A 15,561-nucleotide genomic window follows, 5' to 3' on the forward strand; every position below is an offset into this window, starting at 1 on the left:
GCTCACTTCGCCTCGTACGCGGCCATCGCGGCCCGCACCTCGGGGGAGAACAGCTCCGGGCCCAGCGCGTCGGAGTGGGCGAGGCCCTCGGGGGAGAGGCGCAGCAGCTCCGGGCGCGCCTCCTCGTCCAGCCAGCCGCGCGCGGTGAAGAGAGCCAGCTCGGCGGGGAAGTCGTCGTACGGATCCGTGCCGAAACGCTCGCGGTACTCGGCGGGCCGCATGCCCTGCGCCTGGAGGAGCGACTGGAGGAGGTGGCGCCTGCGGGCCTCGCCGCCGTCGACGTACCGGCCTACCTCCGCCCGGGAGAAGTCGTCGGTGGTGGTGAAGCCGTCGATGATGCCCCGGATCTCCCGCATCTCCACCGCGTAGTCGAAGGAGTAGTGCAGCGAGGAGGTGTACGAGCGGGCGCCGCAGCCGAGCCCGATCATGCCGTCCGTCTGGCAGGCGTAGTCGTCGGGGCCCGCCTGCGGGGCGTCCGCACGGCGGAACATCCGCATCGACACCTGCTCGTACCCCTGGGCCAGGAGATGGTCCCGGCCCGCGCGGTACAGCCGCAGCCGCTGCTCGTCCCACGTGGCGTCGGGGTCTTCCGGCCCGTCCGCCCCGGTGCCCAGCCGCCCGAGTCCGGTCAGCGGGCGTACGTAGAGCGGGTAGAGATACAGCTCCTCCGGACGCCAGGCCAGGGCGGCGTCCAGCGAGGTGCGCCAGCTCGCCTCCGTCTGGCCCTCGATGCCGTAGATCAGATCGATGTTGAGCACCGGGATGCGGGCGTCGCGTATCCGGCCGAGTGCCGCCTCGACCTCGGACCTGTGCTGCGGGCGGACCGCGGCGCGGGCCTCGGCGTCGACGAAGCTCTGCACGCCGATGCTGATACGGGTGGTGCCCCGGTCGGCCAGCACGGACAGCCGGTCCGCCGTCGCCGTCGACGGCGAGGTCTCGACGGAGAGCGGCACCGAACGCAGGTCGGCCCCCATCCGCTTCTCCGCGATGTCGCAGAGGCGCTCCAGCTCGCCGGCGGTGAGGAAGGTGGGGGTGCCACCGCCGAACGCGGCGGCGGCGAACCGGACCGGCTCACCGTCGCCCAAGGCGTCCCGGACGGCGGTGGCCTGCCGGTCGAGGGCGTCGAGATAGCGCGTCGTCAGCTCGTCCGGGGCACCGATCCGGGTGAACAGATTGCAGAAGCCGCAGCGGATCTCGCAGAACGGTATGTGGAGATAGAGGGAGAGCGCGTCCTTGCGTTCCGCCGCCCAGAGCTCGCTCAGCAACGGCCTGCCCGCCGGGTGCCCGTCGAGCGGGCGGTAGGCGGTCTTGTGCGGGTAGGCGTAGACGTAACTGCGATACGGGCCGGTGCTGTTCGCGGTCGAGTGTGCGGTGGCGGTCATCGGGTGGCCCCCGGTTCGAGGAAGAAGTGGGCGTAGGGCACGGTCCACACGGCCTCGTGTCCGAGCCGGTGACCGGTGTATCCGTCGTCGCCGTAGGCCGTGCCGTGATCGGAGCAGACGATGGCGAAGCACCTGCGGCGGCTGCTCGCGGCGGTGAAGAGGCGCCCGATGTGCCGGTCCACGTACTCCAGGGCGGCGGCGTGGGTGGCCCGGGAGTCACCGGCGCCGGCGTCGGCGCCGGGCGTGTGGAACCAGTTGGGCTGGTGCAGCGCCGACACATTGACGAAGAGGAACAGCTTCTGGTCGCGGGGGAGTCCCGCCACGACCCGCTCGGCGCACGCGACCTGGTCCTCGAAGGACGTCGGCGAGGCGACGCCGAACCCGGGCTCCCAGTGGCTCTCCTGGAACATGCCGGGCAGCACCGAGCCGAGCGGCGGGCGGCGGTTGAAGAAGCCGACACCACCGACGCACACCGTGCGATAGCCGACCTCGGCCAGGCCCGAGAGGATGTCGGGCGTGTCGTGGACGAAGGTGTGCTCGGCGGTGGACTCGCTTCCGGCGAAACGCGCGGCGAACAGCCTCGGGTGAGGGCCCGGCGCGGCGGGCGTCGGCAGGAAGCCGGCGAATATCGCCTGGTGGGAGGCGTAGGTGAAGCTGCCGGGCGCATGCCTCTTCTCCCAGACGCCGCCGGGCAGATGCCGGACCAGATTCGGGATGCGCCCGGCCGCGGCCAGCTCCTCGGCGACGTCGAACCTCAGGGTGTCCAGGGTGACGAGCAGAAGGTCGTGACTGCCCACGACCGCGTTCATGTCTGGGTCGGTCGTCGTGCCCGGGCCCGTCGCTCCCGGGCCGGTTGTCGTGCCCGGGTCCGTGGGCACGGCGGGGGCAGCGGTCCGCGCATCACGGGCCGGTGTTTCAGCGGGTGTCGGTGACACGGTCGTTCCTCGCTCGGTCGTTCCTTGCTCGGTCGTTCCTTGTTCGGTCCAGTAGGGAGGCGATCTGCGCGCCATAGGTGTCCAGGCCCTCCGCGCCGCTGCCCGGCAGGCCCGTCAGGCGCGGCAGGAGGTCGCCGAAGGCATTGGCCTCGCCGACCGCGAAGCGGCGCCAGCCGGTCGCGGGCAGCAGATCGACGCCCACGCACAGCGTGTCCGGGAAGCACGCCGCCGCCTCCTCGCACACGGCCAGTGCGGCGCGCCAACTGCCTCCCGCGTCCTCCACGGCGGCCCGCACCTGGTCCAGGTCACCGCGGGTCCCGCCGAGATGCAGATTGGTCATCGGGGAGCGGCTGGTCCGCACGACGGCGTGCGTCGCCCGGCCGGCCACCACCACGACCCGGAGGTCGGCGACCCGACCGCCCTGGGACGCCTTCGGCAGCCAGCGTTCGATGTGCAGCCCGTCCGGGGCCAGGGCGTCGACGAGGGCCCCCACCTCGTGCTCCGACGTGAGGCGGCACACCCGCAGCGAGTTGAAGAGCCTGCCCTCCTCGTCACGCTCGACGGAGGTGGACGCCCGCAGCCTGCCGGGCCCGGCCGTCTCCAGGGCCACCACCCCCGAGGCGGAGGAGCCGTGCGCGGGCTTCAGGAACACCCTTGGCATGCGGTGATCCGCCATCAGCCGGCGCACATCCGCCCAGCCCCGCACGGGGGCCGCGTCGGGCCCGGACGTGGGGGAGTCCGGCACCGGGACCCCCGCAGCGTCCAGTACGCCGTGGCAGAGCCGCTTGTCGAACAGCACCTCGATGTCCCGGGGGCCGTCCAGCAGCACGGCCCCCGCCGTCGTGGCAGCCCGGGCGATGTCCCGTACGGCCGAGGTGAAGCGGGCGTACCAGAGGGCCGAACCCTCCACCCTCGTGGGGTCGTCGGCCCCGCGCAGCAGGCGGTCCACCTCGGCGTCCTCACCGGGCGACTCGATGCGCACCGTCTCGCCCGGCAGGAAGGACGGCCCGCCGCGCAGTACCTCCAGCCACGGCACCACGCGCGCGGCCGGCAGCCCCGCCGCCCGTACGGCCTCCTGGAAGAGGCCGACCCGGCGGTTGGAGGGGATGCCGACCACCGCGAGCCGCGGCGTCGCGCTACTCGCTGACGGCGACATAACGGGACTCGTCGTCCTCGGGGTCCCAGTCCTCCGCCTCGGCCAGATCGACACGGACACCGGCCCGGGCGCAGAGATCCTGGACGCGGGAGACGAACGGGGCCGAGAGGTAGTGGTGGCGCAGATCCAGCGCCGACAGATGGACGAGCGGCTGGCCGTCGAGCAGGGCCTGCGCGCCCGTGTCGCCGAGGGTGCCCATCGAGAGCGAGAGCGAGTCCAGCCGGGCGACCACCGGGGCGGAGGCGACGGCTGCCGCGATCTCGTCCTGGATCTCGCTGTTCTGCAGCCCGAGATGGCGCAGCCGGGGCAGCGCGGCGCCGGACAGCACGGGGGCCAGATCCGCCACCGTGGCGTCACCGCCGTACGACGCGGAGCCGAACCAGAACTCCAGATGCTCCAGGGCGGGCAGATCGCACGCCCCCACCGCGCTCACGACATGGCCGGGCAGGCCGCCGGACTCGAATCGAAGCGACCGCAGCGCCTGATGGCGGACCGGGCGCAGCCGGAGCTGCTCCTCCTCGGGACTCCAGCTCCCGCAGCCGCGCACGGTCAGTTCCTCAAGGAGAGGGAGCGCCTCCAGCACCGGAGTGATGTCGCACATCTCCAGCCAGGAGAGCTCGCACTCCTCGCTCACCACATCGGCGAGGAACAACGCGCGCAGCGCCGGGAAGCGGTGAGCGTCCGAGACGATCGCCTCGACCACCGGGGAGAAGTTGACGTAGTCCTCCTCCCACCAGGGGCCTATCAGCAGGGCGCGGACCCGGCCGGGATCGACCGACGTGAGGAAGTGCTGCCAGACCGCCCCGAACTCCGACTCGTCCCACTGGCAGTCCAGCCGCCATGCCACCCCGTCGGCCTCGGGGAGCGCTGCCGCGTCCGGGCCGTCCGGCAGGGTCAGGGTGTGGACCGGCAGGCCGTGGAAGGTGTCGGGGTGAGTGATGTCGATCATCGCGCCATCACTCCGCGACCGCGGTGTAGCGGCCTTCGATCCCACGGCCGCCCCACGGCTCGTTGCGCCCCGAAAGATCGACGGACACACCGTACGGCTCCAGCGCCTCGGCGAGCCGGGTCTCCATCGGGACGGTCAGGAAGTGGTGGTGCAGGTCGAGCGACGTGAGATGGGTGAGCGGCTGGCCTTCGAGCAGGGCGGCCGCGCCCTCGTCGCCGAGCGTGCCGTTCGACAGATCGAGGGTACGGAGCTGCGCGACGACCGGCGCGGCCCCGATCGCCACCGCGATCTCGTTCTGCAACTCGCTGTTGCGAAGGCCGAGGTGGTGCAGCCGCGGGAACCGGGTACCGGCGAGCAGGGGCGCCAGATCGGGGAGGACCACGTCACCCCCGTACGCGGAGACACCGAGCCAGAGGTCCAGCCTCTCCAGTGCCGGGAGCTCGCTGTCCAGGACGCCGCGCAGCGCCTCCGCCGGGAGTCCGCCGCTCTCGATGGTGAGCGACCGCAGGGACTCGTGCTTGACGGGCGGGAACAGCAGGCCGGTGCCGCCGCGCACACCGAGATGCGTCAGGCCGGGGAAGGCGGTGAGCAGCACGGTGACGTCCGAGTGCTCGATCCACGAGATCTCGGCCTCCTCCGCCATCAGATCCCCGACGAACACCGCCTTGAGCGAGGTGAGCCGGTCGGCGGCGGCGGTGACGAGGCCGATGGGGTGGGACGAGTCCGTCTCGTACGTCTCGCCCCACTGACCGATGATCAGGGCCTCGACTCCGGAAGGATCGACGGCGTCGAGGAACGCCGCGAACTCCTCCTCCCACGGCCCGTTCCGGTCGTCGCTGTAGGGGTCGACGCTGATGCGCCAGGCCGCCGAGTCGGCCGCGGGACGGGCCGATCCATCGGTCTCGCGCTGGAAATCGACGGCCGGAAGGCCGAGCAACTCGTGCAGACGGTCCGCGTCGGACATGGCACTGAGCTCCTGATAGTGGGGACGGCTGATGTCCGCAAGGTTTATCAAGTGCCACTGACAACGGCGCGACCGGGCCAGCCGCAGCACCCTCGGGCCGCCGGTCGAAGCCCATGGATCGTCAAGCGGGTGCGGCCCCTAGGATGCGTCCGTGACGGGGTTCGATGAGGTCAGGGCGACATTCTGGGGCGACGGACTGTACGGGGCCCAGCCGCCGTTGACCGACGAGGCCGTGGAGGACGCAGAGCGTCTGCTCGGTGTCCGTCTGCCGACCGCGTTGCTGGAGGTCCTGCGGGTCCGGAACGGAGGTGTGGTGGCGGACGCGTGGAACGCGATCCCTACCGATGGGCCGACGTCGTGGAGCGAGGACCATGTCCCGTTCGACGAGATGATGGGCATCGGCCGTGAGGACGGCCAGGTGTCGCTGCTGGACTCTGCCTACCTGATCGAGGAGTGGGGTCTGCCGTCCCCTCTGGTCCTGCTGTCCGGGGACGGCCACTGCTGGGTCGCTCTCGACTACCGGGCGTGCGGGCGGCGGGGCGAGCCGTCCGTGACCTGGTTCGACGTGGAGGACGGCACGGAGCTCCCGCTGGCTGCCGACTTCCGGATGTTCGCCGAGCGGCTGACGGCGTCCGAGTCGCTCGGACCCGACCTCGATCGCGCGGACGACGGCCCGTCGGAGGCACGTCCGCACTGATGTTCCTCGCCCCGCACCGGCCGGAAGCATCCCGGGCACGGCGGGTCGCGGGACCCGTCGGACAGGCCCCGGATCAGCCGGTCCCGATGGGCGGGACAGCCCAGTCGGGCATCCGTCGGCCCTTCGGCCGCGACCACCGGGACCCCGCCACGAGCATCGATGTCAGACCCCTCTCGTAGCGTTTTACCTGTGACCGGCACAGAGGGTGCCGGGACGGAGGGGAGACATCTGTGTACCGGCAGGGTGACGTACTGATCGTGGCGCTGGGGGAGTCGGAGGTGCCCGCGCACTTCCTCGAAGCACCGGGTGAACCGCGTGACGGGCGCGGGAGGCTCGTGCTCGCGCTGGGCGAGGTCACGGGACACGCGCACGCCGTGCAGGGACCGGGCAGGCTCATGCGGGAGGCCGGGACGTTCGGTCCGATGCTGCTCCATCTCCCCGAGGGCGGACGCGTGGTGCACGAGGAGCACGCGGCGATAGCACTGCCGACGGGCTGGTTCCGTGTGGTGCGCCAGCGGGAGTACGCCCCGGGTGCGGTCAGGATCGTCGCGGACTGAGGCCCGCGCGGCGGGGCGATGGTGCGCAGTGGTGCCGTGAGGTGCGGACGGTCGCGCGGTGACGCGCGGTCAGGGAACAGGACCAGGAACAGGGGACGGGGAATACCGATGCAGTACGTGAACGCGTGGCGGGCCGTGGCGGCGGCGACGGGCCGGGGCGACCGGAGCGCCGCGGAGGACGGGGTGCGGCTCGCCTACCGCACCGCGGGGCTCGCCGAGCCCGAGCGCATCATCTGGACCGACTCGCCGAAGGCGGCCGTCGAGGTGGTGGAGAAGTTGACGGACGCGGGGCGCTCGGTCCGCGAAGAGGTCCGCACCCGCCCCTGGGCGGCGGAGCGGCGCCGGGTGTACGACGAACTCGGCCCGGCCGGCTGGTCGTCGCTGTGGTCCGCCACCGGCGCCCAGCTGTGGGAGACCACGGCCGGGCTGGCCGAGCGGATACGCACGGGTGTCGTCGCCGAGCTCACCACCCGGCCCGAGGACGAGCCGGACGTACGCCTGGTGCTGCTCGACGCGGTCCTCGGCCAGCACGACGCCGCCTGGCTCGCCGCCTTCGACGGCCGGGGCGACCGGTTGACGGGGCTGGCGGAGGTCGCGAGGAACGCCGGCTGGTGGTGGCCGTACGAGCGCGCCGTGGTCATCAGCGAACGCCCGTCGGTACTCCACCGCGACGAGGCGGGGCGGCTCGACAGGGGTGACGGCCCGGCGCTGGCCTACCCCGACGGCTTCTCCCTGTACGCCTGGCGCGGGATGCCCGTGCCGGTGGAGTTCCTGGAAGGCCTGTCGGGACTGACTCCCGAGCGGATCAGGGCCGAGGAGAACGCCGAGCTGCGCCGGGTGATGCTCGAGTACTACGGCTACGACCGCTATCTCACCGAATCGGGCGCCGAACCGGTGCATCGCGACGAGACGGGCATCCTCTGGCGCATCGCGATGGAAGGGGACGAGGACGTCGTGATGGTCGAGGTCGTCAACTCCACCCCGGAGCCCGACGGAACCCACCGCACCTACTGGCTGCGGGTACCGCCGAGGATCCGGACATCGAAGGAGGGCGTCGCGTGGACCTTCGGGCTAGAAGGAGAGGCCTACGCCCCGGTGCGCCAGACCTGATCGGGGCGAGGGCCGGGTCAGCGCCGGACCGGCGGGCCGGCGGCCGGACGTCGTCAGCTGGTCAGGACCTCGTGATCGATGCCGAGTTCGCGGGCGAGCGCCTCCTCGGCCCACTGCAGCATCGTGGCCCGGGAGAGCGGACCCGCGTACGACGTCATCTGGACGGCCAGACCGTCCAGCAGCGCGGTGAGGCGCCAGGCGACCGACATCGGGTCGTCGCAGTGGAACTCACCGCCCGCCGCGCCCTCCTCGATGACCTCGGCCAGCTCCGCCTTCCACTGCTGATCGAGATCACCGGCGACCTCGCGCAGTGCCGGGTCGCGCAGAGAGGACGCCCAGCCCTCGATCCACAGGCGCCAGCCCTTGGCCTGACCGGTGGGGGCGTACCAGCGAACGGCTGCGCGCAGCCGTCGCACCGCGCTGGTGCGGCGCGTCAGCAGCCTGCGCAGATGGGCGAGGTCGGCCTCCGCGGCGTACGCGAACGCGGCGGCCATCAGCTTCTCCTTGGACGAGAAGTGGTAGAGCACCAGGGCGTTGCTCACCCCGAGGACGGAGGCGACGTCGGCGATCCGGACAGCCGCGACGCCCCGCACCTCGATCTGTTCGACGGCAGCGCGCAGGAGTTCTTCACGACGTTCCGCCACGCTCAGCCGCACTCTCGCCACGCGTTCACCCTAACCAACGCCCCGTGCCGGACACGGGACCGTCCGGCCCCGTGGATCTCAGCGGTACCAGCCGAACCGCTCCGCCATCAACGGCAGCCGGTCCGCGACGAGCGCGTGCGCGGCCTCCCGCGGTGCGATCCCTTCCGCGTCGGCGCGCTCCAGGACACGGCCGACGAGGGCGCGCATCGCGCGGCGGGTGTGCCCGAACGCCTCATCGGCATCGGCGCCGACGTCCCCGAACAGTGTCCACCACCACCACGCGTTCGTACCGGAGTTGACGACGACATCGGGCAGCACGGTGATCCCGCGCCGGGCGAGCAGCGCCTCCGCCTCGGGCAGCACCGGCATGTTCGCCGCTTCGACCACCCAACGTGCCCTGACCGAGGCCTGGTTCACCGCGTCCACGGCGTAGGACACGGCGGCGGGTACGAGTACGTCGGCATCGGCGGCCAGCCAGGCGTCGGCCGGCAGCTCCCGGTCGGCCTCCCGCAGTACCGAGCGGTCCACCGTCCCGTGCGCGTCCCGTGCGACCAGCAGCGCTTCGACGTCCAGGCCCGCCGGATTGGCGATCGTGCCCTTGACGTCGGCGACCGCGACGACGGTGAGTCCCGCCCCGGCGAGGAAACGTGCCGTGGCCCCTCCCATGGTGCCGAGCCCCTGCACGGAGACCCGGGCGTCCCCGGGGGCCAGGCCGGCCCGGTCCAGTGCCACCAGCGCGGCTTCCGCCACCCCGCAGCCGCCGACCAGCTCGTCGAGACCGATCCCGTCCACCGTGACGGCGAAGGCGTCCGCCAGGCGTCGGCGGGCCGCCGCCTCGTCGTCCAGCAGCGGATAGACCGCCTGGATCGTGGACACGAGCCCGGCCTCCGCCGCCGCCCGGTCGACCAGGTCCTGGCTGAGCCCGAGATCCTCGCCGGTCGTCCAGACGCTCTCCACGTACGGCCGCACCGCCCGCAGATAGCGGACGAGGACCCCGTAGGCACGAGGGTCGCGGGGGTCGCAGTCGATGCCTCCCTTGGCGCCGCCCAGTGGGATGTACCGCGCCCGGGCGTCGTCGGCGTCGTAGTGCAGGGCCTCCTTCATGCTCATGCCCCTGGCCAGACCGGTCACCTCGGCGAGGGTGCAGCCCTCCCGCATGCGCAGCCCGCCGCTCGACACGCCCCGTACGAGCCGGTCGACGACCAGATACCCCTTGGTGCCTGTGACGTGGTCCGTCCAGGTCAGCGAGATCAGAGGGGCGGGGGAGGGGTCGGTCATCGGGCGGCTCCTGGATCCGGTGGAGCTCCTGGTGTGGACTCTCCGGGATCTCCTGGGTGTATTTACTGAACAGCGGGTCAGTATCAGGATGGTGCGCCGCGCCTGTCAACGTGGCGTCGTCAGGATGTGACATCACCGTCCGCCGAATGTGGAATCCTCCGGCGGGCACGGACGTTGGAGTTGGCATGACGGACATCGAACCCGGACGCGAGGCCCTGCTCCGACTCTTCGGCGAGCACGACGGCGGGGTGCTGGTCACGCTCAAGCGCGACGGCAGGCCCCAGCTGTCCAACGTGAACCACGCCTACTACCCGGGCGAAGGTGTGATCCGGGTGTCCATCACCGAGGGCCGGGCCAAGACCCGCAACCTCCGCAGGGACCCCCGGGCGAGCTACCACGTGACCAGCGACGACCGGTGGGCCTGGGCCGTCGCCGACGCCACCGCCGAGCTGACCCCGCCCGCGGCCGATCCCCACGACGAGACCGTGGAGCAGCTGATCACGCTCTACCGCGACGTCCGCGGCGAGCATCCGGACTGGGACGACTACCGAAGGGCGATGGTCCAGGACTGCAGGGTCCTCCTCACCCTGCGAATCGAGCATGTGTACGGGCAGCCGCGTGTCTGACGCCACACCGCTCACCCTGCCGCCGGCCCCGCAGCCCGTCGCGCCGCCCCTCTCGCCGCTCCGCAGGAGTGCGCGACCGCGTCGAGCCCGCGCCCTGTCGCACCTCCCGACCATAATGAGACGACACCGACTCCCTCAGGAGATGCTGTGACCGGCGCCGACAACCAGCCCTCGCTCCGCGCGCGACTCCGTTCGCTGCGCCCCGACGCCTTCGGGGCGGACCCCGCCGGGGCCCGGATGGAGCGAATCCGCCGCTCGCCGAATTTCGCCGACGGAGTCTTCCAGAACCCGGAGGGTGCCCGGACCAGGCCCAGCGGATCCATGATCGAATTCGCCAAGGGCTACTTCCGCAAGGAGGAACGGGCCCGCAGATCCCCGCTCGGCACCGTGCCCGTCCACGCCACGACACTGGCCGACCTCTCCGCCCCGCCCGCGACGGGGCTCCGGCTGACCTGGATGGGTCACTCCAGCGTGCTCACCGAGATCGACGGCCGCAGGGTGCTCTTCGACCCGGTCTGGGGCGACCGATGCTCCCCCTTCGACTTCGCGGGCCCCAAGCGGCTGCACCCCGTCCCGCTGCCGCTCGCGGCGCTCGGCCCCGTCGACGTCATCGTGATCTCGCACGACCACTACGACCACCTCGACCTGCCCACGATCAAGACCCTGGCAGGCACGGACACGGTCTTCGCGGTCCCGCTCGGTGTCGGCGCGCACCTGGAACGCTGGGGCGTGCCCCTGGACCGCATCCACGAGCTCGACTGGAACGAGACCGCGCACATCGCGGGCATCAGCCTGACCGCGACGCCCGCACGCCACTTCTGCGGGCGCGGCCTGCGCAACCAGCAGCACACCCTCTGGGCGTCATGGGCCGTCGCGGGCCCCGAGCACCGGGTCTACCACAGCGGGGACACCGGCTATTTCTCCGGCTTCAAGGAGATCGGTGCCGAGCATGGCCCCTTCGACGCGACGATGATCCAGGTCGGCGCCTATTCGGAGTACTGGCCCGACATCCACATGACGCCCGCCGAGGGCGTGCGGGCGCATCTGGACCTCCAGGGCGGCAGGCCGCACGGCGCGCTGCTGCCGATCCACTGGGGCACCTTCAATCTCGCTCCGCACCCGTGGTCGGAGCCCGGGGAGTGGATGAAGGACGCCGCCGAGGAGGCCGGCCAGGCGGTGGCGTTCCCCCAGCCGGGCGAGCCGTTCGAACCTGCGGGTGAGATCCCCTCGGACGCCTGGTGGCGCGCGGTGTCTGCGCCGATCGCGCGCCCCTGGCGGAGCGCGGAGGCGGCGGATCCGGCGCCGGTGCAGCGGGAGGAAGTGGACCTCGCGGGCGAGCGGTGACGGCAGACGCCGAGCTGCCGCAGCGGGCCGGGACGGATCCGCCGATTGCTTGAGGCAGCATGTGCGAGAACGGGCAGATCGTCGTGACCCAGTTGTATGCGACAGGTGTCGCAGTCTCCCGGGCCTGCCCCAGCGGTCCGCCCGTGCCGGCCCGTTCCGCCCTGGGCGGGCCAGCCGCTCACGGGTGGTGCGGCTGGGGGTCACAAGGGCGGTGCGGGGTCGGCTGCCCGGCTCGTACAGGGCCGGGCTCAAGGGCCGGGCCGGGCAGCCGGAGGGCGCGTGCGTCAGCTCGTCGAGGGGTTGACGGTGAGGGTGGCCGTGTTGTTCGTCAGGTCGGGGTCGAAGGTGCGGACGGCGGGTTCGTAGGCGTCGTTGTAGACGGCGGCGCGGGCGGTGGCGTTCGGTATGACCTCGTCGATGTGGAGGGTGAAGGCGAAGGTGTGGGTGGCGGCCTTGCCGGACTCGGTGAGGTAGATGGGGGTGTTGCAGCGGTAGCGGGTCTCGGACTGGGACCAACAGGCGTCGGGGGCGGAGGCGACCGAGGTGCCGGCGGGGATGTCGATGTCGACGGTCGCAGCGGGTTCGCCCGCGCCGAGGGAGGCGACCCAGGCGGGGCCCGCGTTGTGGACGGTGACGGTGGCGGGGACGGTGTCGCCGGCCGCGCCGGAGACGGTGGAGGCGGTCAGCCGGTAGTCGGCCTGGTTGACGGTCTTCACCGTGAAGCTGCGGTACGGCTGGAGCTCGTCGGAGGGGGCGGCGGCCGGGGTGAGGTTCAGCTCCGGGCCGGCGCCCTGGGTGAAGGTGCGGCCGGCGCGGGCCTCGGCGAGCGCCTGCTCGGAGTAGGGCTGCGCAGAGTAGTCGACGCGGTCGAAGAGGGCGATGTCCTTGGTGCGGAACTTCAGCGGGAGGGAGTGGTAGGAGCCCGGGGTTGTCCGCTCGTCCAGGACGCAGAGAAACGTACGGCCGGTAACGGCGTTCGTGGACTCGCAGTTGGAGGGGACGGACATGCCGAGGCGGATGCCGCGGGAGGTGAAGACGGTGAGCAGGGTGCGGTCGGCGGTGCGGTTGCCCTGGTTGCCGAGGACGACGGGGGAGTCGAAGGGCTGGTCGGGTGCCATGCCGGTGCGGTACTCGGCCTGGGTGAGGCCGAGCGCGGGGCCGTCGTTGACGGCGACGTAGGTCTCACCCGGGTAGGCGTTCATGCCGCCGGCCTGGGCGGTGTAGCGGACGTAGCCGTCGTTGCCGTCGGTGGCGTCCGGCTTGGTGGTCAGGCCGATCTGCGCGGCAGGGGCGTTGGCGCCGCCGGGGAGTTCGGGGGTGGTGCAGACGGCGGTGGTCTCGTTCTCCGGGCGGCAGTTCGCGGGCCAGGTGACCTCGGCGAACGAGGCGACTCCGGAGGCGTCGACGGTGAGCGTGCCGGCCGGGACGGTGGTCGCCGTGTTGTCGTGGCTGATCTGCACGGTCAGTGACTGCGACGGTGCGGGGGAGCCGTCCTCGGACGGGCCCGCGAGGGTGATCTCGTACGGGTCGGACCAGAGCCACAGGGCGTCGGAGGCGGCCGCGGCGGGGGCCGCGGCCGGGCCGGTGACGGCGGCGAGTGCGCCGAGTGCGGCGGCGGAGGCGATGAGCGTCTTCTTCACTGGGATCAAGACAGCGGAGATCGGCGGATGGTTGTAGGGGGAGGAGCGCCGGTTTCAGTCCGCCGGGTCCGCCGTGCGGTCGTTGGGATGCCCGAGTGGGCGATGAGGTGGCCGAGGTGGGCTTGGCTGCCGAGGGCGGCGGAGAGTTTCGGCGATGTGGCTGCGGCAGGCGGACCTTCATGCCGAGGCGGCGGGCGATCGCTTCGTCGACATGGCCCTCGACGAGGAGATGGGCGATGGCCGGCTGGGTGCCGGTGATCCTGTCGGGGCGGGCCCCGTAGGGGGATTTTTCGAACCAGGGCCTGAACTGGCTGAAGTCAGGCTCGGGGAAGAAGTGTCCACGCTGCCACGGCATGCCTGCCTCGTCGACGGTGATCGTGCCGACGAGAGTGCCGCCGTTCAGGAGCTGGCACTCGCTGTCTCGACCAGTCATCCTGCCCTTCCTCGATCATTCCCGCGCCCACCGCACGCCCCCGCCGCCGGCCCCGCACCCGGCCGACAGCCATCAACCTTGTATTACCTCTGGGGTAATCGCCTCGCTTCACGTCGACGGGCATGGTGGTCCCACCGGGTTCCGAGGCGGCTGCGGCCACCTCGGGACGCGGCTCCCGACCAGCGTGTACGCACCCGATGGAGGCTGATCTCCGATGTCCGCGACCACCCTTTCCGCTGTCGCCCGCACCGCCGAGCCACTCGGCATGCTGCGCCGCTTCCTCGCCCTTGACGCCGTGGTCACCGGGGTGAACGGGCTCGCCTACGTGGCAGCGTCCGGACCGCTGGGCCGTCTGCTGGGCGTCGACCCGACGCTGCTGCTCTGGCTCGGCGTCTTCCTCCTGGCGTACGCCGCCGACGTCGGCTGGCTCGCCTCCCGCCGCGAGCCCTCCGGCTTCCTCACCCGGGTGGTGATCGACATGAACGTTGTCTGGGTGGCGGCCAGCCTTGCCGCACTCGCCCTCTGGCTCACGCCGACCACGACCGGCGTGGTGTGGGGACTGATGCAGGCGGGCACCGTGGGGGGCTTCGCGGCCCTGCAGTTCGGGGCTCTACGGCTCATCCGCTGAGCGAGTGCAGATAGGTGGCGGTCGCCCGGTCGGCAGGCAGGAAGGTCTCGATGGCCAGCTCCGCCACGGTCACATCCATGGGCGTGTTGAAGGTCGAGATCGACGAGATGAACGACAGCACCCTTCCGTCGTGCTCGATCTGGAGCGGCAGAGCGAAGTACGGCACCGGCTCGGTCGGTTCGGTACCCGCCTCCCGCACCGGATACGCCGACACCTCCTCGTACAGATCGCGCAGCGCGTCCGAGCGGACCAAGGCGATCTGCCGCTCCATCTGGGCGAGGAGGTGGCCGCGCCACTCCCGCAGATTACGGATCTTCGACGCGAGGCCCTCAGGATGGAGAGTGAGATGCATGGCGTTGAGCGGGGGAGCGAGCAGCCGCTCCGGCACGCCCTCCAGGATCATCGCGATGCCGTTGTTGGCTGCGACCACGTTGTAGGTCGCGTCGACCACGAGCGCCGGGTACGGCTCGTACCCGGCGAGCAGTTGCAGGAGCCCGGAGTGCAGGGTCTCCAACGCCGGGTCGTCGAGCGGAGTCTCCGGGTAGGTAGGGGCGTAACCGGCAGCCAGAAGCAAAGAGTTACGCTCTCGCACCGGAATGTCCAGATGCTCGGACAGCCGCAGGATCATGTCCTGGCTGGGGCGTGAACGGCCCGTCTCGACGAAGCTGATGTGCCGGGCCGAGGAGTCGGCGCGCAGTGCGAGCTCCAGCTGGCTGAGACGGCGGCGCTCACGCCAGCCGCGTAGCAGTGGTCCTACTCCCGTACTCACCTGGGCAGTTGGGGTCATGCTGCCACCGTAGCGCGCTGGTCCTGACCGCAGCTGCACGGCGGCATGGAGCCCCCAGCCCCGCGGTGATCCGGCCGGGCGGTGGCGTCAGTCGGGGCCTCGCACCGCCTCCCCTCGGAGACCCTCCCGGCCCGTTCCTTCATCACTCGCCCCGCCCCCACCGGCTACAAGGGATCCACGTCCAGCTCGACGGTGTCCCCAGCCACGCCCTGCCTCTGCTCTTGGCCGCCTACCAGCACAGGTTCCGACGAGATCTGGACGGGACGCCGGACACGGGCCGCCGGACAACGGCCTGATGCCGGGATCACGGGGCCTTCGCGCCCTTGCGGCTCCGCGCCTGCCGCGCGGGGCGCTGTAGCGGCTACGGACAAGGGCTCCCTGGCGCGACCTTCCCGAGTGTTACGACCCTTGGCAGACCGGCACCTACCGTT

15 protein-coding genes and 1 pseudogene are annotated in these 15,561 nt (G+C 71.7%); 6 read left to right on the forward strand and 10 right to left on the reverse strand.

Going from position 1 to position 15,561, the window contains the following annotated elements; all coding sequences use genetic code 11:
• Positions 1-2: 2 nt before the first annotated feature.
• From AMK10_RS19350 to AMK10_RS19370, 5 genes are all read right to left on the reverse strand, one after another.
• Entirely contained in the window at positions 3-1,382 is a 1,380-nt protein-coding gene (locus tag AMK10_RS19350; protein WP_073749052.1) for an STM4012 family radical SAM protein, read from the reverse strand.
• Positions 1,379-2,191, reverse strand: coding sequence for an STM4013/SEN3800 family hydrolase (locus tag AMK10_RS19355; RefSeq protein WP_073749053.1), 813 nt, complete (start codon positions 2,189-2,191; stop codon positions 1,379-1,381). Before AMK10_RS19355 ends, AMK10_RS19350 begins: the two co-directional genes overlap by 4 nt.
• Before the next feature lie 106 nt (positions 2,192-2,297).
• On the reverse strand, positions 2,298-3,473 hold the full coding sequence (locus tag AMK10_RS19360; protein WP_073749054.1) for an STM4014 family protein: 1,176 nt from the start codon (positions 3,471-3,473) through the stop codon (positions 2,298-2,300).
• Positions 3,454-4,422 carry an STM4015 family protein gene (locus AMK10_RS19365; RefSeq protein WP_073749055.1) on the reverse strand — a complete coding sequence of 323 codons (969 nt, stop codon included), beginning with the start codon at positions 4,420-4,422 and terminating at the stop codon, positions 3,454-3,456. The genes AMK10_RS19360 and AMK10_RS19365 overlap by 20 nt, the downstream gene beginning before the upstream one ends.
• A gap of 7 nt (positions 4,423-4,429) precedes the next feature.
• Positions 4,430-5,386 carry an STM4015 family protein gene (locus AMK10_RS19370; RefSeq protein ID WP_073749056.1) on the reverse strand — a complete coding sequence of 319 codons (957 nt, stop codon included), beginning with the start codon at positions 5,384-5,386 and terminating at the stop codon, positions 4,430-4,432.
• Positions 5,387-5,537: 151 nt separating this feature from the next.
• On the opposite strand from AMK10_RS19370, the gene AMK10_RS19375 reads away from it, so the two are divergent.
• The 3 genes from AMK10_RS19375 to AMK10_RS19385 all read left to right on the forward strand — a co-directional run bounded on the left by AMK10_RS19375 (position 5,538) and on the right by AMK10_RS19385 (position 7,750).
• The gene (locus AMK10_RS19375; RefSeq protein ID WP_073749057.1) at positions 5,538-6,083 is read left to right on the forward strand and encodes an SMI1/KNR4 family protein; all 546 of its coding nucleotides are present in this window, start codon (positions 5,538-5,540) and stop codon (positions 6,081-6,083) included.
• A 230-nt stretch (positions 6,084-6,313) separates the two neighbouring features.
• Complete coding sequence (locus AMK10_RS19380; protein WP_073749058.1) at positions 6,314-6,640, forward strand: hypothetical protein; 327 nt, start codon at positions 6,314-6,316, stop codon at positions 6,638-6,640.
• Positions 6,641-6,748: 108 nt separating this feature from the next.
• Positions 6,749-7,750: a DUF6745 domain-containing protein gene (locus AMK10_RS19385; protein WP_073749059.1), complete on the forward strand. Its 1,002-nt coding sequence runs from the start codon at positions 6,749-6,751 to the stop codon at positions 7,748-7,750.
• A 53-nt stretch (positions 7,751-7,803) separates the two neighbouring features.
• On the opposite strand, the gene AMK10_RS19390 is transcribed toward AMK10_RS19385, so the two are convergent.
• Positions 7,804-8,415 carry a TetR/AcrR family transcriptional regulator gene (locus AMK10_RS19390; RefSeq protein WP_267078534.1) on the reverse strand — a complete coding sequence of 204 codons (612 nt, stop codon included), beginning with the start codon at positions 8,413-8,415 and terminating at the stop codon, positions 7,804-7,806.
• A gap of 57 nt (positions 8,416-8,472) precedes the next feature.
• On the reverse strand, positions 8,473-9,672 hold the full coding sequence (locus tag AMK10_RS19395; protein ID WP_073749060.1) for a Glu/Leu/Phe/Val dehydrogenase dimerization domain-containing protein: 1,200 nt from the start codon (positions 9,670-9,672) through the stop codon (positions 8,473-8,475).
• Positions 9,673-9,857: 185 nt separating this feature from the next.
• On the opposite strand from AMK10_RS19395, the gene AMK10_RS19400 reads away from it, so the two are divergent.
• Complete coding sequence (locus AMK10_RS19400) at positions 9,858-10,298, forward strand: PPOX class F420-dependent oxidoreductase (RefSeq protein ID WP_073749061.1); 441 nt, start codon at positions 9,858-9,860, stop codon at positions 10,296-10,298.
• Between the two features lie 147 nt (positions 10,299-10,445).
• Positions 10,446-11,642, forward strand: coding sequence for an MBL fold metallo-hydrolase (locus AMK10_RS19405; RefSeq protein ID WP_073749062.1), 1,197 nt, complete (start codon positions 10,446-10,448; stop codon positions 11,640-11,642).
• A gap of 284 nt (positions 11,643-11,926) precedes the next feature.
• Here the strand turns inward: AMK10_RS19405 and AMK10_RS19410 are convergent, their stop codons facing one another.
• Positions 11,927-13,282: a DUF11 domain-containing protein gene (locus tag AMK10_RS19410; protein ID WP_241839583.1), complete on the reverse strand. Its 1,356-nt coding sequence runs from the start codon at positions 13,280-13,282 to the stop codon at positions 11,927-11,929.
• A 5-nt stretch (positions 13,283-13,287) separates the two neighbouring features.
• A pseudogene (locus AMK10_RS38695) lies at positions 13,288-13,568 on the reverse strand (hypothetical protein); the annotation flags it as partial.
• A 361-nt stretch (positions 13,569-13,929) separates the two neighbouring features.
• Between AMK10_RS38695 and AMK10_RS19415 the strand changes: the two are divergent.
• Positions 13,930-14,343 (forward strand): hypothetical protein, encoded by a 414-nt coding sequence (locus AMK10_RS19415; RefSeq protein ID WP_073749064.1) that lies wholly within the window; start codon positions 13,930-13,932, stop codon positions 14,341-14,343.
• Here AMK10_RS19415 and AMK10_RS19420 read toward each other — a convergent pair.
• Positions 14,333-15,130, reverse strand: a complete 798-nt coding sequence (locus tag AMK10_RS19420; protein WP_073749065.1) for a helix-turn-helix domain-containing protein — start codon at positions 15,128-15,130, stop codon at positions 14,333-14,335. The genes AMK10_RS19415 and AMK10_RS19420 overlap by 11 nt on opposite strands.
• Between the last annotated feature and the right edge of the window lie 431 nt (positions 15,131-15,561).

This window comes from Streptomyces sp. CB02058 (assembly GCF_001905505.1).
Lineage (GTDB): Bacteria > Actinomycetota > Actinomycetes > Streptomycetales > Streptomycetaceae > Streptomyces.

What these genes read in the sequence shown, in the direction of transcription:
- AMK10_RS19350 (WP_073749052.1), bottom strand. Translation starts at nt 1,382, where the DNA reads ATGACCGCCACCGCACACTCGACCGCGAACAGCACCGGCCCGTATCGC.
- AMK10_RS19355 (WP_073749053.1), bottom strand. Translation starts at nt 2,191, where the DNA reads ATGAACGCGGTCGTGGGCAGTCACGACCTTCTGCTCGTCACCCTGGAC.
- AMK10_RS19360 (WP_073749054.1), bottom strand. Translation starts at nt 3,473, where the DNA reads ATGTCGCCGTCAGCGAGTAGCGCGACGCCGCGGCTCGCGGTGGTCGGC.
- AMK10_RS19365 (WP_073749055.1), bottom strand. Translation starts at nt 4,422, where the DNA reads ATGATCGACATCACTCACCCCGACACCTTCCACGGCCTGCCGGTCCAC.
- AMK10_RS19370 (WP_073749056.1), bottom strand. Translation starts at nt 5,386, where the DNA reads ATGTCCGACGCGGACCGTCTGCACGAGTTGCTCGGCCTTCCGGCCGTC.
- AMK10_RS19385 (WP_073749059.1), top strand. Translation starts at nt 6,749, where the DNA reads ATGCAGTACGTGAACGCGTGGCGGGCCGTGGCGGCGGCGACGGGCCGG.
- AMK10_RS19395 (WP_073749060.1), bottom strand. Translation starts at nt 9,672, where the DNA reads ATGACCGACCCCTCCCCCGCCCCTCTGATCTCGCTGACCTGGACGGAC.
- AMK10_RS19400 (WP_073749061.1), top strand. Translation starts at nt 9,858, where the DNA reads ATGACGGACATCGAACCCGGACGCGAGGCCCTGCTCCGACTCTTCGGC.
- AMK10_RS19415 (WP_073749064.1), top strand. Translation starts at nt 13,930, where the DNA reads ATGTCCGCGACCACCCTTTCCGCTGTCGCCCGCACCGCCGAGCCACTC.
- AMK10_RS19420 (WP_073749065.1), bottom strand. Translation starts at nt 15,130, where the DNA reads ATGACCCCAACTGCCCAGGTGAGTACGGGAGTAGGACCACTGCTACGC.